At 72.2% G+C, this 22,177-nt stretch carries 16 protein-coding genes; 5 read left to right on the top strand and 11 right to left on the bottom strand.

Annotated elements, in window-relative coordinates; all coding sequences use genetic code 11:
* The first annotated feature begins 108 nt into the window (after nucleotides 1-108).
* Both eccCa and mycP read left to right on the top strand, forming a co-directional pair.
* Nucleotides 109-4,080: a type VII secretion protein EccCa gene (gene eccCa, locus ACIA6A_RS09835; protein WP_396097098.1), complete on the top strand. Its 3,972-nt coding sequence runs from the start codon at nucleotides 109-111 to the stop codon at nucleotides 4,078-4,080.
* A 247-nt stretch (nucleotides 4,081-4,327) separates the two neighbouring features.
* Nucleotides 4,328-5,575, top strand: a complete 1,248-nt coding sequence (gene mycP / locus ACIA6A_RS09830) for a type VII secretion-associated serine protease mycosin (RefSeq protein WP_396097097.1) — start codon at nucleotides 4,328-4,330, stop codon at nucleotides 5,573-5,575.
* Here mycP and ACIA6A_RS09825 read toward each other — a convergent pair.
* Genes ACIA6A_RS09825 through ACIA6A_RS09800 form a run of 6 tightly spaced genes read right to left on the bottom strand, consistent with a single transcriptional unit; the run spans nucleotide 5,525 to nucleotide 10,792 of the window.
* Nucleotides 5,525-6,076 (bottom strand): MarR family winged helix-turn-helix transcriptional regulator, encoded by a 552-nt coding sequence (locus ACIA6A_RS09825; protein WP_396097096.1) that lies wholly within the window; start codon nucleotides 6,074-6,076, stop codon nucleotides 5,525-5,527. The two genes, mycP and ACIA6A_RS09825, sit on opposite strands and share 51 nt — an antisense overlap.
* Nucleotides 6,060-7,241 carry a MarP family serine protease gene (locus tag ACIA6A_RS09820; RefSeq protein ID WP_396097095.1) on the bottom strand — a complete coding sequence of 394 codons (1,182 nt, stop codon included), beginning with the start codon at nucleotides 7,239-7,241 and terminating at the stop codon, nucleotides 6,060-6,062. Before ACIA6A_RS09820 ends, ACIA6A_RS09825 begins: the two co-directional genes overlap by 17 nt.
* A 22-nt stretch (nucleotides 7,242-7,263) precedes the next feature.
* A complete protein-coding gene (locus ACIA6A_RS09815; RefSeq protein ID WP_396097094.1) occupies nucleotides 7,264-7,989 on the bottom strand; it encodes an NUDIX hydrolase in 726 nt (241 codons plus the stop codon).
* Nucleotides 7,986-8,732, bottom strand: coding sequence for a TlpA disulfide reductase family protein (locus ACIA6A_RS09810; RefSeq protein WP_396097093.1), 747 nt, complete (start codon nucleotides 8,730-8,732; stop codon nucleotides 7,986-7,988). Before ACIA6A_RS09810 ends, ACIA6A_RS09815 begins: the two co-directional genes overlap by 4 nt.
* The gene (gene nth, locus ACIA6A_RS09805) at nucleotides 8,729-9,595 is read right to left on the bottom strand and encodes an endonuclease III (RefSeq protein WP_396097092.1); all 867 of its coding nucleotides are present in this window, start codon (nucleotides 9,593-9,595) and stop codon (nucleotides 8,729-8,731) included. Before nth ends, ACIA6A_RS09810 begins: the two co-directional genes overlap by 4 nt.
* 9 nt (nucleotides 9,596-9,604) lie before the next feature.
* Nucleotides 9,605-10,792, bottom strand: coding sequence for a CapA family protein (locus ACIA6A_RS09800; RefSeq protein WP_396097091.1), 1,188 nt, complete (start codon nucleotides 10,790-10,792; stop codon nucleotides 9,605-9,607).
* A 203-nt stretch (nucleotides 10,793-10,995) separates the two neighbouring features.
* On the opposite strand from ACIA6A_RS09800, the gene ACIA6A_RS09795 reads away from it, so the two are divergent.
* The 3 genes from ACIA6A_RS09795 to ACIA6A_RS09785 all read left to right on the top strand — a co-directional run bounded on the left by ACIA6A_RS09795 (nucleotide 10,996) and on the right by ACIA6A_RS09785 (nucleotide 15,375).
* A complete protein-coding gene (locus tag ACIA6A_RS09795) occupies nucleotides 10,996-11,673 on the top strand; it encodes a Crp/Fnr family transcriptional regulator (RefSeq protein WP_067509198.1) in 678 nt (225 codons plus the stop codon).
* A gap of 220 nt (nucleotides 11,674-11,893) precedes the next feature.
* Nucleotides 11,894-13,339 (top strand): carboxyl transferase domain-containing protein, encoded by a 1,446-nt coding sequence (locus tag ACIA6A_RS09790; RefSeq protein ID WP_396097090.1) that lies wholly within the window; start codon nucleotides 11,894-11,896, stop codon nucleotides 13,337-13,339.
* Nucleotides 13,340-13,365: 26 nt separating this feature from the next.
* The gene (locus ACIA6A_RS09785) at nucleotides 13,366-15,375 is read left to right on the top strand and encodes a biotin carboxylase N-terminal domain-containing protein (protein ID WP_396097089.1); all 2,010 of its coding nucleotides are present in this window, start codon (nucleotides 13,366-13,368) and stop codon (nucleotides 15,373-15,375) included.
* A gap of 4 nt (nucleotides 15,376-15,379) precedes the next feature.
* On the opposite strand, the gene ACIA6A_RS09780 is transcribed toward ACIA6A_RS09785, so the two are convergent.
* The 5 genes from ACIA6A_RS09780 to ACIA6A_RS09760 form a co-directional block, all read right to left on the bottom strand.
* Entirely contained in the window at nucleotides 15,380-16,849 is a 1,470-nt protein-coding gene (locus tag ACIA6A_RS09780; RefSeq protein WP_396097088.1) for a serine/threonine-protein kinase, read from the bottom strand.
* 79 nt (nucleotides 16,850-16,928) lie between these two features.
* Nucleotides 16,929-20,570: an adenylate/guanylate cyclase domain-containing protein gene (locus ACIA6A_RS09775; RefSeq protein WP_396097087.1), complete on the bottom strand. Its 3,642-nt coding sequence runs from the start codon at nucleotides 20,568-20,570 to the stop codon at nucleotides 16,929-16,931.
* Nucleotides 20,567-21,370, bottom strand: a complete 804-nt coding sequence (locus ACIA6A_RS09770) for an MBL fold metallo-hydrolase (RefSeq protein ID WP_396097086.1) — start codon at nucleotides 21,368-21,370, stop codon at nucleotides 20,567-20,569. Before ACIA6A_RS09770 ends, ACIA6A_RS09775 begins: the two co-directional genes overlap by 4 nt.
* 79 nt (nucleotides 21,371-21,449) lie before the next feature.
* The gene (locus tag ACIA6A_RS09765) at nucleotides 21,450-21,941 is read right to left on the bottom strand and encodes a RidA family protein (protein WP_396097085.1); all 492 of its coding nucleotides are present in this window, start codon (nucleotides 21,939-21,941) and stop codon (nucleotides 21,450-21,452) included.
* Nucleotides 21,938-22,093, bottom strand: a complete 156-nt coding sequence (locus ACIA6A_RS09760; RefSeq protein ID WP_249610483.1) for a DUF4177 domain-containing protein — start codon at nucleotides 22,091-22,093, stop codon at nucleotides 21,938-21,940. The genes ACIA6A_RS09765 and ACIA6A_RS09760 overlap by 4 nt, the downstream gene beginning before the upstream one ends.
* Nucleotides 22,094-22,177 lie beyond the last annotated feature (84 nt).

Here is a 22,177-nt window from a genome sequence, read left to right as displayed (position 1 = left end):
GGCCCTGCATGGTGCCCGGTCACGGGCGTTGTGGACGGGGAGCCGCCATCGGTCCGAGTGGACTATCCACTCAAAAGCGATGGTTGCGAAGGAAAGGGACGGAAGCGTATGAGCACGGTGGTGATCAAGCGGGCGGCACGGCGCCCGGCTCCTGAGATCCCGGCCGGTGAGCTCGCCGTCGACGCACCGCCCGAGATCCCGCAGGCGGTGGGTGGTCGCTGGCAGCAGGCCTTCATGGCGCTGCCGATGCTCGGCGGTTCCGTCGCCATGGCCATGATGATGGGCCGGGGCAGCGGGCCCATGTCCTATGTGATCGGCGGGCTGTTCGGCGTCTCGTCGCTCGCCATGCTCGCCACGTCCTTCGGCGGCGGTGGCACCCCCAAGAAGGCCGAGATGATGGCCGCCCGCCGGGAGTATCTACGCCACCTCGCCGGCCTGCGCAAACGCGTCCGTGACACGGCGAGCCGCCAGCGGACCGGCCTCTACTACCGGCATCCCGATCCCGGGCAGCTCTGGTCGACCGCGGGCAGCCACCGGGTCTGGGAGCGCCGCCCCGCCGATCCCGACTTCGGTGTCGTCCGGCTCGCGGTGGGCCCGCAGACGCTGGCCACCCCACTCATCCCGCCGGTCACCCGGCCCCTCGAGGACCTCGAACCGATGACCGCGGGGGCGTTGCGGCGCTTCCTCGACGCGTACTCGGTGGTTCCCGATCTTCCGGTGGCGGTCTCGCTGCGCGGTTTCGCCCGGGTGTTCCTGCGCGGTCACGGCGCCAACGGCGAGACCGAGGCGCGGGCGCTGACCCGGGCCGTGCTCACCCAGCTCGCCGTCTTCCACGCCCCCGACGACCTGATCATCGCGGTCTGCGCCGGCCCCGAGCGCCGGGCGATGTGGGAGTGGGTGAAGTGGCTCCCGCACAACCTGCACCCGTCCCGGACCGACCGGCTGGGTCAGGTCCGCCTGGTCGCCAGCGCCGGCGGTGACCTGGAGAAACTCCTCGAGGATGTGATCGGCAACCGGCCGCGGTTCAACCCGGCCGGAATGTCCGGGTCAAGCCCGCACGTGGTGATCGTGCTGGACGGCGCCGATCTCAAGGGCGCCACCCAGCTCGACGACGGCATCGACGGCGTCACCGTGCTCGACCTCGACGAGATCCCGCCGCGGCTGCTCGACCGGTCGCTGCTGGTGCTCGAGGTGCGCGGCGCGGGCACCCAGCGCGAGCTGCACACGTACGCGATGGACCACGCCTCGGAGGTCGGCCGTCCCGACCACCTCAGCGAGGAGGAGGCCGAGGCCGTCGCCCGGCGGCTGTCCCCGCTGCGGCTGGGCGCGATGTCGAAGTCCACGGACACCCCGCTGGCCACCGAGATGGGCCTCGCCGAGCTGCTGAACCTGGGTGATCCCGAGTCGTTCAGCGTCGCGCAGGCCTGGCTGCCCCGGCCCAACCGGGACAAACTGCGGGTGCCGATCGGCCTCGGCGCCGACGGCTCCGCGATCGAGCTCGACCTCAAGGAGTCGGCGCAGGACGGCATGGGCCCGCACGGCCTGCTGATCGGTGCCACCGGTTCCGGCAAGTCCGAACTGCTGCGTACGCTCGTGCTCGCGCTCGCCGCGACGCACTCCTCCGAGGTGCTGAACTTCGTCCTCGTCGACTTCAAGGGTGGCGCGACGTTCTCGTCACTGGACCGGCTCCCGCACACCGCCGCCGTCATCACCAACCTCGCCGACGAGTTGCCGCTGGTCGACCGGATGGTCGACGCCATCGACGGCGAGTTGATCCGGCGCCAGGAGGTGCTGCGCAAGGCGGGCAACTACGCGAGCCTGCGCGACTACGAGAAGGCCCGCGCGGGTGGTGCCGCGCTGCCGCCGCTGCCGTCGCTGCTGGTGATCTGTGACGAGTTCTCCGAGCTGCTGTCGGCGAAGCCGGACTTCATCGACCTGTTCGTGCAGATCGGCCGGCTCGGCCGGTCGCTCGGTGTGCACCTGCTGCTGGCCAGCCAGCGGCTCGAGGAGGGTCGCCTGCGCGGCCTCGACACCCACCTGTCCTACCGGATCGGCCTGCGGACGTTCTCCGCGCTCGAGTCCCGCGCCGTGCTGGGCGTCCCCGACGCGTACGACCTGCCCCGGGCCCCCGGCCACGGATACCTGAAATTCGGCACCGAGCCGCTGATCCGGTTCAAGGCGGCGTACGTCTCGGGCACTTTCCGCAAGGCCGGCGCCCGGGGTCCCGGTTCGTCCCGCGACGGTGCCGACCCGCAGGTCCTGTCGTACTCGACGCACTATGTCCCGGCCCCGAAGCCGGTGAAGCCGGCCAAGCCGAAGCCGGACGAGAACCAGTCCGGCGAGAGCGTGATGGACGTGATGGTGGCCCGGCTCAACGGCCAGGGCCCGCCGGCGCACCAGGTCTGGCTGCCGCCGCTGAACAAGTCGGCCGCGCTCGACGAGTTGCTCGGCCCGGTCGTCACCGACCCGGCCCGGGGGCTGGCGTTCGCGAACCCCGAGCTGCACGGCGCCCTGCAGGTGCCGATCGCACTCATCGACAAGCCCCGCGAGCAGCTCCGCGACGTCATGTGGCTGCAGCTCGGCGGCGGTGCCGGGCACGTGGCGGTGGTCGGTGGCGCCCAGTCCGGCAAGTCCAGCACGCTGCGCTCGTTGATCCTGGGCCTCGCGCTCACCCACACCCCGGCCGAGGTGCAGGTCTACTGCCTCGACTTCGGTGGCGGTTCGCTCGGCATCCTGCGCGACCTGCCGCACGTCGGTGGCGTCTCGCAGCGTCTCGACACGGTCGGCGTCCGGCGTACCGTCGGTGAGGTCTCGACCCTGCTCTCCCAGCGCGAGCGCCGCTTCGGTGAGCTCGGCATCGACTCGATGGCGTCCTACCGCCGGCGCCGGGCCGCGCAGGCCGGGCTCGGCAACGGCGCGGAGACCGACCCGTTCGGCGACGTCTTCCTGGTCGTGGACGGCTGGAGCACGCTGCGCAAGGAATACGACGAGCTCGAGGGCGTCATCACCGACATCGCGACGCGCGGTCTGTCCTACGGCATCCACGTGGTGACCAGCGCCCCGCGCTGGATGGATTACCGTCCGGCGATCCGTGACCTCTTCGGGTCCCGGGTGGAGCTGCGGCTGGGTGACCCGTCCGACTCCTCGATCAACCGCCGGGCCGCGATCAACGTGCCCGAGAAGGCCGGCCGCGGGATCATCGAACACCCCACGGACAAGAACAAGGCCCTGCACTTCCTGACCGTACGACCGGAGTTGAGCACCGCCGACACCGCCGGACTGGTCAAGATGATCGCGACGAACTGGCCCGGCGCGGTGGCCCCACGGGTGCGCCTGCTACCCGACTCGCTGCCGTACGCCAGCATCGACGTCAACGCCACCACCGGTCTGCGCCTGCCGATCGGCATCGCCGAGGCGGATCTGAAGCCGGTCACCATCGACTTCGCGAGCGACCCGCACTTCCTGCTCTTCGGCGACGCCGAGTGCGGCAAGTCGTCGTTCCTGCGGGCGCTGGCCACCACCATCACGAACCGCTTCCAGCCGGAGCAGGCCCGGATCATCCTGGTCGACTACCGCCGCAGCCTGATGGACCTGCCCGAGACGGACCATCGCATCGGGTACGGCATGCAGGCACAGAAGGCCCTGGAGCTCATGCAGTCGGTGGCCGGCTACATGGAACGCCGCCTGCCGGGCCCCGATGTGACGGCTCAGCAGTTGCGCGACCGGTCCTGGTGGAACGGCCCGGAACTGTTCGTGCTGGTCGACGACTACGACCTGATCGCGTCCGGCCCGACGAACCCGCTGCAGCCGATCCTGGAGTACCTGCCGCAGGCCCGCGACATCGGCCTGCACCTGGTGGTCACCCGCCGGGCCGGTGGCGCCGGCCGGGCCATGTACGACCCGGTGATCCAGCGGCTGCGCGAGCTCTCGTCCCCCGGTCTCGTCATGACCGGCTCACCGGACGAGGGCGCGTTGATCGGTCAGGCCCGCCCGCTCCCGATGCCACCGGGACGTGGTCGTCTCGTGACGCGTCGTGAAGGTATGCGCCTGATCCAGCTCACCCACCTCCCCCCTTTCTGACACTCCCAGCAGGACGAACGCACCGACAGTGCGATCGCTGTCCACAGACCAGAGCATCTCGATGCGGAACCGGAGTAATCTCCCACCATCGACCGTCCAGCATGAAGAATGGCCTCCCCGACCAGTGAGTGTTGTGAGCGAAGCATCGAAGACGTCCCGCCCCCCGTGGCGGCACGCGTCTGTGCGGTGCCCGGCATCCGCCGGGTCCGGCCATGCGCGCCGTCTCCCGGCCCGCGTCGCCGCGTGCTTGCTCACCGCCGCGCTGGCCGTGGCCCCGGTCGCCGCCCCCGCCCCCCATTCCGGGGGTGCCGGCGCTCAGGCCACGATGCTGCGGGGTCCCCACCTGGACGAGCCGGTCGTCGGTGACACCGTCCGGGCCGAGCAGTGGCATCTCAAGACGCTGGATGTCGCCGGCGCCTGGGTCTACTCGTCCGGTGAGGGCGTGACCGTCGCCGTCATCGACTCCGGTGTCGACGCCGACCACGTCGATCTGAAGGGCCAGGTGCTCAAGGGTCTCGACCTGGTCGATCCCGGCGGCGACGGGGACACCGACCTGGTGGGCCACGGCACCACGGTCTCGGCCATCATCGCCGGCCGCGGGGACGACGACGAGGGCGTGGTGGGCATCGCTCCCAAGGCCCGGATCCTTCCGGTACGCGTCCTCGACCGCGAGAACCGCTACGACGACGCGATGATCGTCGCCAAGGGCGTCCGCTGGGCGGTCGACAACGGCGCCCGCGTCATCAACCTCTCGCTCGGCGGCAACGGCAGCAGCCCGGCTCTCGCGGCGGCCCTCGACTACGCGTTCGCCAAGGACGTCGTCGTGGTGGCCTGCACCGGAAACCTGAGCGCTTCGACGTCCACCAACGTCTGGTATCCGGCCCGGGAACCCGGCGTCATCGCGGTGGCCGGCATGGAGAAGGACGGCAACGTCCTGTGGTCCGGCTCCATCACCGGCCGGGAAACCGTGGTGACCGCCCCGGCCACCCAGCTCGTCGGCGCCCGCCCGGACGGCTACTGGCGGGTGCAGGGCACCAGCTTCGCGGCCCCGATGGTCTCCGGCACCGCGGCGCTCATCCGCTCCCGCTGGCCCACCATGTCCGCGGGCGAGGTGGTCAACCGCATCCTCAAGACCGCCAAGGACCGTGGCCAGCCGGGCCGCGACGACCAGTACGGGTACGGCATGGTCGACCCGGCCGGTGCCCTGACCGCCGAGGTGCCCGCGGTCCTGCACAACCCGCTCGACACCACGGCCTCCCCCGGCATCGCCCGGTTCGGCAGCGCCCCGGCATCGGGTCAGGCCCAGTCGGCCCCCGACAACGCCGCTCAGGGAACGGTCGGCGCCCGGGTCTCCGGCTCCAACGCGGGCAGCGCGATCACGGCCGGCGGCACCCCCACCGGCTCGTCGCGAGGCTGGTGGGCGGCGGCCGCGCTGTTCCTGCTCTCAGTCCTGGCGACTCTCTTCGCGATCCGCCGCTTCGCCCACGCCACCTGAGCCCGCGCCGCCCGAGCCCACGCCACCCTCGCCGCCCGCCTGGGTGTTCGCGATCATCCGGCGCATGACCTGCAGTGCCGTCACGTAGTCCGCGTCCGGGATGCCCTCGTGGATCCGGGCCCGCAGGCCGGTCACGAGTTCCCTGATCCGGCCCTGGGCCACCCGCCCGGCGTCGGTCAGGTGCAGCCGCCCGGCCGGGTCCGCGGCGATCCAGCCCCGGTGCAGGAGCTGATCGACGGCCCGCGGCACCTCGTGCCCGGATTCCGCCACGTCCGCCAGCTGCGCGGCGACCTCGTCGCGGGTGAGTCCGCCGCCGGCATCCACCCGGGTCAGCGTCCACCACTGCGGCTGTGTCACGTCGATGGTCGCCATGGCGTCCCGGAGCTGCTCGACGACGGCCTTGTGCACCGCGCCGCTCCAGTACCCGATGGGCTGCGCGGCCAAGGCGGCCTCCGCGACGAAGGGATCGGCGGTCGCGACCCGTTCAGGCGGCACAGTCACCGGTCTTGACTCCCCGGGTGCGTTCGACGCCGAGCTTGGCGGTCGACGCCGCCTCGGCCGCGGTCAGCGCGAAACCGACGTTCCGGTCGTCGGCCGCCGCGGCGAAGATGACACCGAGGACGTCACCGTTCGGGGCGATGAGCGGGCCGCCCGAGTTGCCGCTCTGCACGAGCGCCCGGATCGTGTAGATCTCGCGGGTCACCTTGCCCGAGTCGTAGATGTCCGGGCCGGTGATCGTGCTGACGTCCCGGACCCGGGCCCCCTGCGCGTTGTAGGGGCCGTCGAGCGGGAAGCCCAGCACGATCGCGCTGGCGCCGGTGGCCGCCGGCTTGGTCACGAACGGCACCGTCGGGGCCTTGAGGCCGGGCACGTAGATGACGGCCAGGTCGCGTTCCGGGTCGTAGACCACGACCTTGCCGTCGAGGCGGTCGTCCTGCGTCTCCACCTGGACGTTGCGGGTGCCCGCCACCACGTGCGCGTTGGTCATGATCCGCTCGTCGGCGTACACGAAACCCGAGCCTTCGATGCGGCGCGAGCAGCTCGGTGCCGTACCGAGGACCTTGATGACCGACTTGCGGGAGTTGACCACCACGGTCGATTTGGCGAGGGCCGGGTCCGGCGGGTCCACGTCGCGGGCGTTGGTGCGGGTCAGGCCGCCGAAGACGTTCGGGAATCCGTTGGTGTTCAGGGACTCGCGCAGGTTGGCGGAGAGCGCCTGGGCCTGCTCCGGCATGAGCCCGTTGATGCCGTTGAGGACGCCGCTGCTGCGTACCTGGCGGTTGATGTCCGGGAACGGGGTCGAGCCGAGCGGCACCGCGATCAGCCAGGCGACCAGCAGCACCGCCACGACCGACACCAGCGCGCCGCCGGCGTCGTCGAGGCGTTGCAGGGGGCGGCTCTCGATGGAACGCCGGACCTTGGTGCCGAGCCAGCCCGCCAGCGTCTGGCCGAGCACCGCCAGAGCGAAGATGACCACGAGGGCCACCACGAGCCGGGTGGTGCCGTCCGCGAACTGGTTGGCGATCAGCGGGCCGATCTGCAGGCCGATGAGCAGCCCGCTGAAGAACCCACCGAAGGACAACGCCCCGATGACGAAACCCTGGCGGTATCCGCTGATCGCGAACACCACCATGAGCACTACCAGGATTCCATCGACCACAAGCACTCGCTCAGAGTAGAAGTAAAGGTCACGGGACGACCTCGTCGGAGGCGGCGACCGACTCGGGACCTTGCGGCAGCGTAGCGACCGCCCTGGTGGCGGCCACGTCGGGCAGGTCGATGATGCGGCCGGGAAGCCAGGGCCGGCTCCAGCCGGCCATGTCCAGCAGGGTCGAGATGACCCCGGCGGTGAATCCCCACACGAGCATGTCGCCGGCCTGGAACGCCGGGCCGGTCCAGCCGCTGCTGTGCCGCACCCGCAGCCGGTTGGCCGGGTCGACGAGTTCGGCGATCGGCAGCCGGGCCACGTGCGCGACCTCGGCCGGCTGGCAGGGATGCACCGGGTGCGGCGCGTGCCACCAGGCCAGGACCGGGGTGACCACGAAACCGCTGACCGGGATGTAGAGCTCGGGCAGGGTGGTCAGCACCGTCGCGGTCCGCGGGTCGAGACCGACTTCCTCCTGAGCCTCGCGCAGCGCGGTGGCCGCCGGGTCCCGGTCCTCCGGGTCGGCGGCACCGCCGGGGAACGCGGGCTGACCGGCGTGCTTGCGCATGGCGGCGGCCCGCTGCAGCACGAGCAGGTCCGGCTCGCCGGCACGATCTTCCCCCAGGAGTACGAGCACAGCGGCCGCCCGGCCCCCACCGGCCGGCGGGCGTACCGGGGTGAAATCCTCGCCCCGGGCCGTGCCGACGCGCGTGAGCAGGGGTTCCCACCAGCCGGGCAGGCCGTCCGGCCGCAGCACCGGGTTGATCATGGGGACACCGTGACGCCGGTGTGGGTGCGCACCAGCGGGCCAAGCGTGGGCTTGTCGAGCGCCTGACCCGTGTAGACGAAGCGTTTTCCGTCGGCGTCGAGGAACACGGTGACCGGCAGGGTGGCTTTGCCGAGGCCGGCGAGCAGCTTCTGCTCCGGGTCGTACAGCGTCGGTATCGACACGCCGTGATCGGCCGCGAACGACGCCCCGGCGTCCCGGCTGTCCCGGGTGTCGACGCCGAGCACCCGCAGCCGGCCGGTGGTGGCGTCGGCGAGCTCCTGCATGATCGGCAGCTCTTCCCGGCAGGGCCCGCACCAGGACCCCCACAGGTTGATCACCGCGGGCCCGCGCAGGTCGGTGGTCCGGACAGCCGCCCCACCGGTAAAACACGGCAGCGACAAATCCGGAATGTCCGGCGCGGTGGAGGGCGGCGCGGGAGACAGTGCAGCACCGGAAGGCCCGGCGGAAGCAGAAAGCAGCGGCCCGGCAGAAGGCGGCGTGACGGAAGGCGGCGGGGCGGATGACGGCGCGGCGGCTGAGTACGCGGCGGAGGGCAGCGCGGCAGCGGAAGGCGAGGCCGCGGTGGGCGACGGGGTGAGGGGTGTCGTCAGGGTGGTGCAGTCGGCGAAGGGGGACGGCTGGTCGTCCGAGGACGCGGGCGTCATCTCGGCGGACGTGCATGCGGCCAGCAGCAGCGCCAGCGGCGGGGTCAGCCAGACGCCGACCCGGGGGGTGCGGGTCACGGGGCTTCCGGAACGGTGACCGCGGCGGCCGGCACGAGGCCGGGGTCGACGCCCGCCTGCACGGCGAGCTCGCGGGCCCGGGGGCCCTTGAGCAGCTTGGCGGCCGGGGCGGCCTCGGTCGGGCCGGTGCCGTAGGACGGGCACATAGTCGCCAGCGCGCAGGCTCCGCAGGCCGGTTTGCGGGCGTGGCACACGCGTCGGCCGTGGAAGATGATGCGGTGCGAGAACATGGTCCAGTCGCGCTTCTCGATGAGGTCGGCGACCAGGAACTCGATCTTCACCGGGTCGTCCTCGTCGACCCAGCCGAAGCGGTTGACCAGGCGCCGGAAGTGCGTGTCGACGGTGATGCCGGGCACGTCGAACGCGTTGCCGAGGATCACGTTGGCGGTCTTGCGGCCGATGCCGGGCAGCTTGACCAGCTCGTCGAGGGTGCGGGGCAGGACGCCGTCGTGGCGCTCCAGCAGGGCCTGACCGAGCTTGATCAGTGAGTCGGTCTTGGCCCGGAAGAAGCCGGTGGGCCGGAGGATCTCCTCCATCCGGGCGCGGTCGGCCGCGGCGTAGTCCGCCGCCGTCTTGTAGCGCGCGAACACGGTCGGGGTGACCTCGTTGACCTTCTTGTCCGTGCACTGCGCGGACAGGATGGTCGCGACGGCGAGTTGCAGCGGGGTCTCGAAATCGAGCTCGCAGTGCGCGTCGGGATGGGTCTCGGCCAGCACGCGGGCCATCTTGCGGGCCCGGCGTTTGCGCCCGACCGGGGTCTCCGCGGCGAACCGCTTGACCGACCGGATGAGCACGGCTGGACCGGCGGGCGCGGCGACGGGGGGACGACTCACGCGGCCAAGAGTACGTCGCCCCGGCGACATTTCAGACCATCAGGCGGGCGCCGCGATCGATCCGTCCTTGCCGATGGTGGCCGCGGTGTCCCCGAAATCGGCCTTGGAGAGCTCCCGGACGCGGGCCAGGCCCCGCTCGTTGTCGCTGTCCCGGGTGGGCACACCGGTCGGGCTGAGCGCCGTGGAGAGGAACTCGCCGCCGGTGAATGTGCCATCTTTGGTGAGCGTCACGTGCAGGATCCCGCCGTAACCGAGGACACCCGTACGGCTGAGTGTCTTGCCGCCGCCGGCGAAGTTGCCGAGGCTGTAGGCGATCAGCTTGCCCTTGTAGAACTCCATGCCCCGCAGGACGTGCGGGCCGTGCCCGACGACCACGTCGGCGCCGGCGTCGATGACCGCGTGGGAGAACTTCTTGGGGTCGCCGCGGTTCTCGCCGAAGAACAGCTCGCTGCCGGACTTGACGTGTCCCTTGTCGGAGCCCTCGGCACCCATGTGCACCTGGACCACCACGACGTCGGCCTGGCTCTTGGCCTCCGCGATGACGGTCCTGGCGGCGGCGAGGTCGTTGACATTGTTCGCCCCGGCGTACGGCGAGAAGCCCACCACCGCGACCTTGATGCCCTTGACCTCGGCGATCGTGATCTCACCCTCGGCCCCGGTGTGCTTGAGCCCGGCGCCCTCGAGCGCCTCGATCGTGTTGGCGTAGCCCTGCCGGCCGAAGTCGTTGGAGTGGTTGTTCGCGGTGTTGAGCAGCTCGAACCCGGCCTCTTTGAGGTGGTCGGCGTACGCGGGCGGCGACCGGAACGCGAAACAGTTGGCCCGGGGCGGGGAGCCGCACTTCGAGGTGCCGGTGTCGGTGGTGAGCGGCTGTTCGAGGTTGCCCATGACCAGGTCGGACTTGAGGCCGTCGCGGACCGAGTCGAAGAAGCCGTCGCCGTCGTTCGCGGGGAGCTTGCCGGGCGCGCTGCCCATGATGATGTCCCCGGTCGCGGAGAACGTGAACGAGTCGTCGGAGGGGGCGGCCGACGAAGCCGCGGGAGCAGCCGGACGTGAACCCGCCGCGGTGGGCGTAGCCGGCTGCCATGTCGCCTCGGCGGTGCCCGAATTGCGGTCGGCGAGCGCCATTCCGCCCAGTCCGGCCCCCACGAGCGCGGCCAGAACGATGGTAATTGTCAGGATTGGCCGACCGAAGAGGCCCGGGCGGCGCTGGGGGGCATGGGCATTCATCGATCGGCACGATACCGTCGGCCGACCACCCCCCACGACCGTCGAACGGCTGCATCCAGCTCACCGAGAGCGACGATTTTCCGGGTCGCAAGGGCAGCACGGTTACGCTCAGAGATCCAGATCGAGGGGTGCCCGCCCGTTTGCGGCCCGCGTACGCCTAGACTGACGTTGCGCGGCTGAAGCGCGTAGTCGGAGGTACAGCGATGGATGAGGTACTGGCTCGCAGCGGGATCTTCCAGGGCGTTGACCCGGAGGCTGCCGAGGCGCTCGCCAAGGAGATGGAGACGATCGAGTTCCGCAAGGGCGACATCGTCTTCAATGAGGGCGAGGCAGGCGACAGCCTTTACATCGTTCTCTCCGGAAAGATCAAGCTTGGTCGCCGCGCCGCGGACGGCCGGCAGAACCTTGTCTCGATCATGGGTCCGTCGGACATGCTCGGTGAGCTTGCTCTGTTCGACCCCGGTCCCCGGACGGCCACCGCGACCGCGGTGACCGACACGCGGCTCGCCCGGCTGAAGAAGTCGTCGCTGCGCCCGTGGCTCAACAACCGGCCGGAGATCGCCGAGCAGCTGCTTCGGGTGCTCGCCCGCAGGCTGCGCCGGACGAACGACGCGCTGGCGGACCTGATCTTCACGGACGTGCCCGGACGGGTCGCGAAGAACCTGCTGCAGATGGCGGGCCGCTTCGGCACCCGCGACGGCGGTGTCCTGCGGGTGACCCACGACCTGACCCAGGAAGAGCTGGCCCAGCTGGTCGGCGCGTCGCGCGAGACGGTCAACAAGGCCCTCGCCGACTTCGCCTCCCGGGCCTGGCTCCGCCTGGACGGCAAGAGCGTCATCATTCTCGACCCGGAACGACTGGCCCGGCGCGCCCGCGTCTGACCCGTTGACCGGCTGAAAGGGCCACCCCGAAGGGGTGGCCCTTTTTTGCGTGCGCGGAAACGCCGAATCCCCACCTGATCAGGGGATGAAGCCGCCCGGCGAAGATCCGTGTCGGACCCGGTCAGCCGCTCGTTACGGAGGTGGTCGAGAGGCACGACGACGGGCGAGAGGGCGCGGTCTTGAACGAGGTGGCGGGCGTGCAGCGCAGCGGGGTGACGACGTGACCGTGCTGGACACCACGATCGACCCCCGTACGCCCGCGTACCTGGAGAACCGCAGCGCGATGCTGGAGCGCCTGGCGGAGCTGGAGGCAGCGCTGGAGGCGGCCCGGGCCGGTGGCGGCGAGAAGTGGGTCACCCGGCACCACGCCCGGGGGAAGCTGCTGCCCCGCGAACGGGTGGAGATGCTGCTCGACCAGGACAGCCCGTTCCTGGAGCTGTCCCCGGTCGCGGCGTGGGGCTCGGAGTTCCCGATCGGGGCGAGTGTGGTCACCGGCATCGGTGTGGTCGAGGGCGTCGAGTGCGTGGTGGTCGCCAACGACCCGACGGTGGACGGGGGCGCGGTCAACCCGTACACGGTGGAGAAGATCCGCCGGGCCGCCCGGATCGCCGCGGTCAACCGGCTGCCGCTGGTGAACCTCGTGGAGTCGACCGGCGTCGCGGCGCCGTCCGGCCCGCCGCCGGGCGGGGCGATCGCGCGGGACCTGAGCCAGCTCACCGCCGACCGGGTGCCGACCGTCTGCGTCGTCTTCGGAGCCACGACCGGGGACGCGGCCTACCTGCCGGCGCTCTCCGACTACACGATCATGGTGCGCGGGCACGCCAAGATGCTCACCATCCATCCGCAGCCGGTCCGGGCGTCCGGCGCGAACGGGCGGCCCGCTCCCGAGGTCCGCAGCGCGCCGACCGTCCCTGCTGGGGTGACCGGTCCGGCCGACCAGCTGGCCGAGGACGAGCGGGACGGGCTCCGGCTGGCCCGGCAGTGCGTCCGCCGCTTCAACTGGCGCAAACGCGGTCCTGGGCCGCGCACGTACCCGCCGGCGCTGCCCCGCTACGACGCCGAGGACCTGCTGACGATGGCCGGCACCGGGTCGGGTTCGCTGTTCGAGCCGCGGGAGGTGCTCGCCCGGATCCTCGACGGCAGCGACTTCGACGAGTTCAAGCCGACCCAGGGCACCGCGCTGGTGACCGGCTGGGGCGAGGTGCACGGCTATCCGATCGGGGTGCTGGCCAACCTGGGCGGCGCGTTCTCCCCGGCCGAGACGCAGAAGGCCGTGCACTTCATCCAGCTCGCCAACGCCACCTCCACCACGCTGCTGTTCGTGCAGTACACCGGCGCGCCGGCGGCCGAGCAGCACGAGGCGGCCGACGTCCGGCACGGCGCCCCGCTGGTGCACGCGGTGGCCAAGTCGACCGTGCCGCACCTGACGCTGATGATCGGCGCCACCCCGGCCGAGGAGGCGGGTGGCATCTACGGGCGGGCGTACGAGCCACGGTTCCTCTTCAGCTGGCCCGTGGAGCGCTCCGTGGACGCCCCGCTCGGCAAGTTGCCGGACGACGGCGTCATCGACCCTCGCGACACCCGTACGGTGCTCGGCCTCTGCCTGTCCGCAGTGCACAGCGCGGCAGTGGAAGGCGCCGAACACGTCGGCGTATTCCGGCCGTAAAAGATCGGGAAAGGTAGAGCAGATCAGTGATCCGACGCCTTTTGGTGGCCGACCGGGGGGAGATCGCCCGTCGCGTCTTCGCCACCTGCCGCCTGGTCGGCATCGAGACAGTCGCCGTCTATTCCGACGCGGACGCGGACGCGCCGCACGTCACCGAGGCGGACTACGCGGTACGGCTCAGCGGCGGTAACGCGCCGGCGAACACGTACCTGCGGGGCGACCTGATCATCGCCGCGGCCAAACGGGCCGGCGCGAACGCCATCCACCCCGGCAACGGGCCGCTGGCCGAGGATCCCGTGTTCGCCGGCGAGGTCGCCGAGGCCGGGATGATCTGGGTGGGAGCACCGGCGAAGACGCTGGGCACCCTGCACAGCAAGATCGACACCAAGGCCATCGTCGCCGAGGCGGGCGTGCCCGTGCTGCCCACCGCGACCGATCCGGCCGAGGTCACCGCGTTCCCGGTGCTCATCAAACCGGCCGGCGGCGCCGGTGGGGCCGGGATGCGGGTGGTGCGCGACCCGGTCACGCTGGCCGAGGCGATCGCCACCACCCGGCAGGAGACCGGCGACGACGTCTTCTGCGAGCCCTACCTGGAGAACGTGCGGCACATCGAGGTGCCGATCATCGCCGACTCGCACGGCGCCGTGGTGCCGTTCGGCGAGCGGGAGTGCTCGGTCCAGCGCCGCTACCAGAAGATCATCGAGGAGACGCCGTCGCCGGCCGTCGATCCGGCCCTGCGTGAGCAGCTGTGCCGCGCCGCGATCCTCGCGGTCCGGGCCGTCGGGTACGTCGGGGTCGGCGCCGCCGAGTTCCTGCTGGACGACGCCGGCGACTTCTGGTTCGTCGAGCTGACCCCGAGCCTGCAGGTCGAGCACGCGATCACCGAGTGCGTGTCCGGTTACGACCTGGTCCGGCTGCAGCTGCTCGTCTCCGAGGGCGGCAGCCTGCCGATGCCCGGGCCGCCGCCGATCCGCGGGCACGCCATCGAGGTACGGATCTGCGCCGAGGACCCCGCGTACGCCTGGCTGCCCGCGTCCGGCACCCTGCACCGGTTCAAGGTGCCCGACGTGGCCGGCTCGTTCCGCCCGTTGCCCCAGCCCGGCCTGCGCCTCGATTCCGGCGTGGTGGACGGCTCGGTGGTCGGCACCCAGCACGACACCATGCTGGCCAAGCTGGTGGCGTGGGCGCCGACCCGGCAGGAGGCGGCCCGGATGCTCGCCTCCGCGCTGACCCGCACCGAGCTGCACGGCGTGGTCGCGAACCGGGACCTGCTGGTCCGGGTCCTGCGGCACCACGCGTTCCGGGCCGGCGACGTCGACACCGGATTCCTGGACCAGCACCCGGAGGTCTTCGCGCCGCTGCTGTCCTCGGTGGACGCGGTGCGCATCTCCTGCCTGGCCGCCGCCCTGGCCGGCAGTGCCGCCCGCCGCGCGTCCGCCCCGGTGCTGCGCTCGCTGCCCTCGGGCTGGCGCAACGTCCCGTCCGGCTCGCAGACCGCGGTCTACGACGGCCCGGCCGGCCCGGTCGAGGTCGGCTACCGGATGAACCGGCACGGCGAGCTGTCGGGCTGGTGGGTGCGCTCGGTCGACCCGGAGGAACTGGATCTCGCCGGGCTGGGCCAGGCCCCGACGCTGGACGACCACCCGCCGACCGCGGTGGTGCACGCCGACGGCTCCCGGGTGGACCTGGACGTCAACGGCATCCGGCTCACCCTGAAGGTGCACCGGGTCGGTGACGTGTCGTACGTGGACAGCCCCGAGGGTTCGGTCACGCTGCGCGAGCTGTCCCGGTTCCCGCTGCCCGCGCCGGAGGCCACCGAGGGTTCGCTGATCGCGCCGCTGCCCGGGGCCGTGCGACGGGTCCTGGTCGTCCCCGGTCAGCGGGTCCGCGCGGGCGAGCTGCTGCTCACGCTCGAGGCGATGAAGCTGGAGCACCCGGTGCACGCGCCGTCGGCCGGCGTGGTCGCGTCCCTGCCGGTGCACCCCGGTGCCGAGGTGGACACCGGGGAACTCCTGGCCGTCCTGGATCCCGAATAGGGCGTCAGCCGCGGGCCAGCACCGGCCCGTGCAGCTGTTCGGCCCCCTGACCGGCCAGGCAGCGGAACGTACGGTCCTGAGCGGTCGGCGGCAGCACCGACAGCGCCCATTCCGCGCTGTCGGTGCGGGTCGTCGTGCGCCGGAAGACCGCCCGGCTGCAGGTGCGGCGCACCTGCGGGTCGGTCGTCACCGCGTCGCGGTCCTTGGGGTCGATCCCGGACCGCAGCGATCCCACCGCGAACACTTCCCAGCTGTGCCGGTTGGTGCAGGCGACCTTGTGGGCCACCGGCCCGGTCTCCGTGCGCGGGGTGAAGCACTCCAGCTCGCTCGGGCAGTACGCGCGGGCGCTGAGACAGCCGGGGAGCGTCGAGATCGCGATGGGTACGGTCGTGGTGGCAGGCGCGGTCAACCGGGACGCCAGCGAGCGTACGGACGGCGCCTGGGCGGACGCCAGCCACGCACCGCCACCGGACGCGGCGACGAGCAGCAGCGCCCCGAAGCCGCCGAACAGCCATTTCCGCTTCCCGCGCTTGGCCGGGTTCTCGGTGTGCACCGTGGGCGTCTCGTCGGCGGTGTCCCGGGTCGGCGTGACCGGCGGCACCGGGCGGGGCTGCGGCGAGGGCTGCGGCGAGGGCCGGGGCGCCGGCGGCACGAACGTGGACGACCGGTACACCTTGGGCGCGGTGCCGGGCGGCGGGTCGAGGCGCAGACCGTCCAGCAGGTCGTGCAGCTGCTCCGCGGTGGGCCGCGCACCCGGGTCGTTCGCCATGCCGTAGCGCAGCACCTCGACCAGCGAGCGCGGGATCGACGGCACGTCCGGGATCGGCTGGTGGAACAGGTCCATCAGCGTGATCAGGCTCGGGCTGCGGTCGCTCTCCCAGCGCGGCGGCCGGCCGGACATCAACGCGTACAGGGTCGCGCACAGTGCGTACACGTCCACCGCGCCGGACGGCTCGGCGTGCGAGAACATCTCGGGCGGGGCGTACGCCGGGGTCAGCACCTCGAGCGTCACCGAGGAATCGCGCATCTCGCCCAGCACGGCCAGCCCGAAGTCGGCCAGCACCGCCGGGTTGAAGTGCGAATACAGGATGTTGGCGGGCTTCACGTCGCGGTGCAGCACCCCGTTGGCGTGCGAGTGCACCAGCGCGTCGGCGATCTTCACGCCCAGGTCCCGGGCCTCCGGGGCACCGAGCGGGGAGACCCGCATCCGGTCGAGGTAGGAGCCGTCACAGAGCTCCATGATGAGGTACGGGTGCTGGTCGACCGTCACGCCGACGTCGAACAGGTCGACGACGTGCGGGTGCGACGACATGCGCCCGGCGGCTTTCGCCTCACGCAGGAATCTGGCTTGGTCGCGGGGGCTGTCCAGGGTTCTGTTCTCGACCTTGATGGCCACGTCGCGCCCGACCGAGTCCTGGGTCGCCCGGTACACGGTCGCGTACCCACCGCGGGCCATGACGGACAAGCCAGACATGCCTGGCACGTAGGGCACGGGCAGGCGGCCAGGCGGGGTATCCGTCACGGCTTAGAAAATACGCGACCCGGGTCCCGGATCATCCCGGCACGTCAGACGCGTACGCGACAGATTCAGGACGTTCCATGATGGAGAGAGCCAGCGCGTCGCGAACTTCCTCGGCCGCGAGGCGCTCACTGGACTGCTCCGTGGAGTACGCCAGCAGCACCGCTTCCTCCGCTGCGGCCCTGGCCGCGCCCATGTCCCCGAGCGCCGCGGCGACCCGCGCCTGGACCAGTGCGGCGCCCACCGCGCTGCGCACATCCTCGGCTTTGACCTCCCGGGCGCGGCGGATCCAGATCTCCGCGGTGTCGACCCGCCCGTCGGCCAGCAACGCCGACGCGTACGAGGCGAGCGCCTGCCGCCGCGAGAACAGCAACGAGGCCCCGGTGTCACTCGCGATCGGGGCGAGCAGCCCCACGGCGGTGACCGGGTCGCCAGCGCGCATCCGGGCCTCGGCGAGCAGCACCCGCGGCCCCACCTGGGCGGGCGCGAGCGGGTTGTGCGGCTCGACCGCGGTCATCACCTTGCGGGCGTCGGCCTCGGCGGCGTCCACCTCGCCGCGTTGCAGCGCCACGAAGCCACGCAGCGTGCCGGCCATGCCCAGCAGCAGCGGGTGGCCGGTGCGGTCGGCATACCCGAGGGCGTCGGTGAGCAGGTCGTGGGAGTGGTCGAACTCGCCGAGGCTGCGGGCGATGCTGCCCCGCACGACCAGCGCGAGCCCGCGTCCCCAGTCGTCGGCGACCGCGTCGAAGTCCCGGAACGCCTGGCGCGCCTCGCGGTCCGCCTCGGCCAGGTCACCCAGCTCGGCGGACGCGTACGCCTCGACGGCCCGCAGGGTCCCGACCGCCCAGCCCTCGCCGACCCGGTCCCCGAACGGCAGGAAGATCCGGGCGAGCCGGCGGGATTCCTGCAGCCGGCCGGCGAGCAGCCGCGCGAACGCCGTCGTGCCGCGCAGCCAGGACCGCCCGACCGGGTCCCCGAGCTCGGCGAACAGGCGGGCGGCCCGGCCGAGCACGGCGTCCGTACCCGCGAAGTCGCCGCGGGTGGTGGTCACCCAGGCGAGGTTCTGCAGCGCCCAGGCCTGCCCGTGCCGGTCCCCCGCGGCGAGGGTGACCTGGTAGGCGGCGGCAAACCGGCTGCTGGCCTGGCTGAGCTTGCCGGAGAGGAAGTCGGCCATGCCCAGCCGGCGCATCGCGTTGGCGCGTTCCGGAGCCAGCTCGGCCTCGGTGGCGACCTCGAGCGCCTCCTGCCAGGCGGTGACGGCGCGGGCCTGGTCGCCGAGCGCCTCCTGGGCCCGGCCGACCACGAGCAGCGCCTCGGCCCGGCACACCGGTTCGTCGAGGGAGTTCCGGGCGATCTTCTCGCCGTATCCCAGCGCCTCGGTGGCGCGGCCCAGCCGCAGCAGTGCCCGGGCGTGCACCAGCTGGTCGGACGGGGCCAGGCCGTCCGGGGCGATGGCCGCGGCCCGCTCGGCGTACGTGATGGAGGCCGCCGGTTCGATGTTGGCCAGCGCCCGCCGGGCCATCCGGCCGAGCGCGGCGACACCCAGCGGCGCGACCTCGCGGGCAGTGGCGTCGGGGCGCAGCCGGACCGCGTCGGACAGCTCGACCGCGCACTCGGCGTGGGAGGCCACGAACGCGTCCCGCTCGTTCTCGGCGAGACTCAACCGGGACGCCCCGTCGTAACCGAGCGCGGCGACCGTCTCGGGGGCCGCCCAGCGGGCCAGGTAGGCGTGCCGGTCGGCCAGGTCGGCCTTGCCGATGCCCGCGTAGGCCGCCTCGCGCATCAGCGGGGTGCTGAACGCGTAACCGCCGCGGACCCGGTGCAGCATGCGGCGCTGGAGCAGTTCGTCGACCGCGCGTTCCAGCTCGACCGCGGTGACCGCGCCGGGCCGGGCGTCGGCCGGGGCCCGGCGCTCGCGCAGCGCCTCGATCACGCCGGTGGGCACGGTGTCGCCGACCACCGCGGCGTCGCGCAGCACCGAGCGGGGCTCGCCCTGCAGCGCGTCGATGCGGGCGGCGAGGACCGCGGCCAGGTCGCGGGAGAGCAGCTGACTGCCCATCGAGCCGTCGGCGAGCTGCCACCGGCCGGCCGCGTTCGCGCCAACCGCGGGCATCAGCGCACCGCGTTCCATCAGCAGCGTGACCAGCTCGGCGAGGTAGAACGGGTTGCCCTGCGCGGTGGCCAGCAGGCGGTCCGCGTCCGGCTGCGGGAGTTTCCCGCCGTTGAGGTACGACGTGAGCAGGCGCGACGCGTCCGCACCCCGCAACGGCGGCAGGGAGTGGATCTCGGCATCCGCGAGCCGGGTCAGCGCCCCCGCCGTGCGGACCAGTTCGGGGCGCCCGAGCAGCAGCAGGACCACCGGGCCGTCGAGGCGGGACAGCACGCCACCCAGCGCGTCGATGGTCTCGGAACTGGCGTCGTGCAGGTCGTCGACGATGACCACCAGCGGCGCCTCCCGGGCCAGCGCGCTGAGCAGCCCGGCGACCGCGGTGGGGATGGTCTCGGTCTCGGGCAACGAGGCGGTCGGCTGCCACTCGGCGACCGCGTTCGGGCCGACCGGGTTGGCCGGCGCCTCGCCGTACCCGAGCAGCGCGAGCAGCTTGTCGAGGTCGACGTCCGGCGGCTCGCCGTCGCGGGCGAGCCGGGCGACGACCTTGCGCAGGCGTTCCTCGACGATCGCCCGGGTCATCGTGGCGGAGACGTCCTTGGGCAGCCCGGCGGCCTTGCGGACCAGGTCGGCGAGGGGTGCGAAGCGGCGGCGCTCACCGAACGCGCGGCAGCGGGCCCGCAGCACCCGGGCGCCGGTGTGCGACGCGAACCGGCCGGCGCCCACGTCGTACCCGGAGGCCAGGCGTTTGACCTCGCCGGCGAACCGGGTCTTGCCGATCCCGGCCTCGGCGGTCATCACCAGGACCCGGGGCGTGCCGGAGTCGATGACCTCGGCGAGCCGCCCGGAGACCCGGCCCAGCTCGGTCTCCCGGCCGACGTAGGGCGCCTCGTCGCCGAGACCCGATCGGGTGCCGGGCGCATCGTGCAGGCCCAGCAGTTCGTACGCGGGGACCGGCTCGCGCTTGCCCTTGAGGCGCAGCGCGCGCAGCTGCCGCCACGAGGCGATGTGCCGGGTGCCGGCGGAGGTGCGGGTGCCGGCGTAGACAGCGCCGACCGCGGCGGCGTCGGCCAGCCGGGCTGCGGTGTTCACGGTGTCGCCGATGACCGTGTACTCGATGGCGGCCTGGATGCCGGCCACCACCTCGCCGGTGTTCAGGCCGACGCGCAGGCCGGTCGGCGCGCCGCCGCCGCGCTCGTCGTCGAGGACCCGGCGCACGGCGCGCTGCATGCTCAGGGCGGCCCGGACGGCGCGTTCGGCGTCGTCCTCGTGCGCCACGGGGGCGCCGAACACCGCCATGATCCCGTCACCGGTGAGCTTGTCGACGTGCCCGCCGAACGTCTTGACCGCGCCGGCGAGCGCGGCGAGGACGCGGTCGGTGACCGCGCCGACGCGTTCCGGGTCGAGGTCCTCGGACCAGGACGTGAAGTCGGAGAGGTCGCCGAAGAGCACGGTGACGATGCGCCGCTCGGCCGCCGGCAGCGTGGCCGCTGCGGGCAGGGCGGCGCCACAATTGTGGCAGAAACGGGCACCGGGTACGGCGACGGTCCCGCACACTGGACAGGTCACAGCGGGTCCAACTGTTCCGGGGCCGCCTGTGATTCCCGCCTCAGGAAATCGAGTTGGGCCCGGGCCGACCATTCCGCTGCGAAACGGACCCCGGGATCGACGTCGGGATACACCACGTCGACGATCTGCTCCGGCGTTTCCGCCCCCGCCGCCATGGCGGCCCTGACCTGGTCGAGCCGCTGCCTGCGGTGCGCGAGATAGGTCTCTGCCAGCTCGGCGCAGTCGTCCCGCACCGGGCCGTGGCCGGGGAACATCGCCATCTTGTACGCGGTGAGCGTCGCGAGACTCGTCAGATAGGCACCGAGATCGCCGTCCGGCCAGGCGACCACGGTCGTGCCCCGCCCGAGGATGGTGTCACCGGTGAAGATGCCCGGCGTCCTCCCGTCGGTGACCGAGAAACACACCGAGTCACCGGTGTGACCGGGTGTCCGGATCGTCGCGACGTCGAGGCCGGCCAGGCGGGCCCGGGCCGGGAGCGGGTCGCCGTGTTTCGGGTCGGCGGCCAGGATCGGCACGCCGCCGAGCATCCGGGACAGCGTCTCGGCGCCCTCCACGTGATCGTGGTGGCCGTGCGTGATCAGGATCGCGGACAGCGGCCGGTGCTCGGCGATCGACGCGAGGTGACCGGTGTCCTCGGGGCCCGGATCGATGACCACCGCGTCCGGCGAATCGGGGGCGGCCAGCACCCAGGTGTTGGTCCCGTCCAGCGTCATCGGGCCGGCATTGGGCGCGAGAATCCGCGTGAGCCACTGCGGCAACCCCTCGACCTGCGACGACACAGACGCCACCCCCCAGCGCATGGTACGTCGCCGAACGGGTGGGAGCCGAGCACCGTTTGTGCGGCCCGGTCACGTCCGGCGACGAAAACCACAACGTGGGTCAGTCGAGTTCGGCGATGACCTCGACCTCGACGGGGGCGCCGAGCGGCAGTTCGGCCACCCCGACGGCGCTGCGCGCGTGCCGTCCGGGCTCGCCGAGCACGTCGAAGAACAGCTGCGAAGCGCCGTTGATCACACCGGGCTGGCCGGTGAAGCCCTCGGCCGACGCCACGAACCCGGTCACCTTGACGATCTTCACGACCCGGCCGAGGCCGACCAGCGCGTCGATCGCGGCGAGCGCGTTCAGCGCGCAGTACCGGGCCAGCTCGGTGCCCTGCTCGACGGTCACGCCCGCACCCAGCTTGCCGGTGTGGGGCAGCTTGCCGTCGACGAACGGCAACTGGCCGGAGACGTAGACGTAGTTGCCGGACTGGACCGCCGGAACGTACGCGGCCAGCGGCGGGACGACCGTCGGCAGCGTCAGCCCCAGCTCCGCCAATTTGGCGTAGATCTCCGCGCCACCCTCACCACTCACCGGCGTAGGCGCACTCATGATTTGGCCCGCTTCATGTAAGCGACAAGCTGCTCCTGGTTCGGGCCCGGCACGACCTGCACCAGCTCCCAGCCGTCCTCGCCCCAGTTGTCGAGGATCTGCTTGGTCGCGTGGACCAGCAAAGGCACAGTCACGTACTCCCACTTCTGCATAGCCCGAGAGCCTATCGAGCAGGCCGGAGCCGCCTCGCGCGCATCCGGATTCCACTACCCTGGCTACGGGGAGGTGCGGCCGAA

The organism is Actinoplanes sp. NPDC051494, from assembly GCF_044454705.1.
In the GTDB taxonomy this organism is placed as follows: domain Bacteria; phylum Actinomycetota; class Actinomycetes; order Mycobacteriales; family Micromonosporaceae; genus Actinoplanes.
Note: the sequence above shows the minus strand (reverse complement) of the source record. Positions and strands in the feature narration are given on the sequence as shown.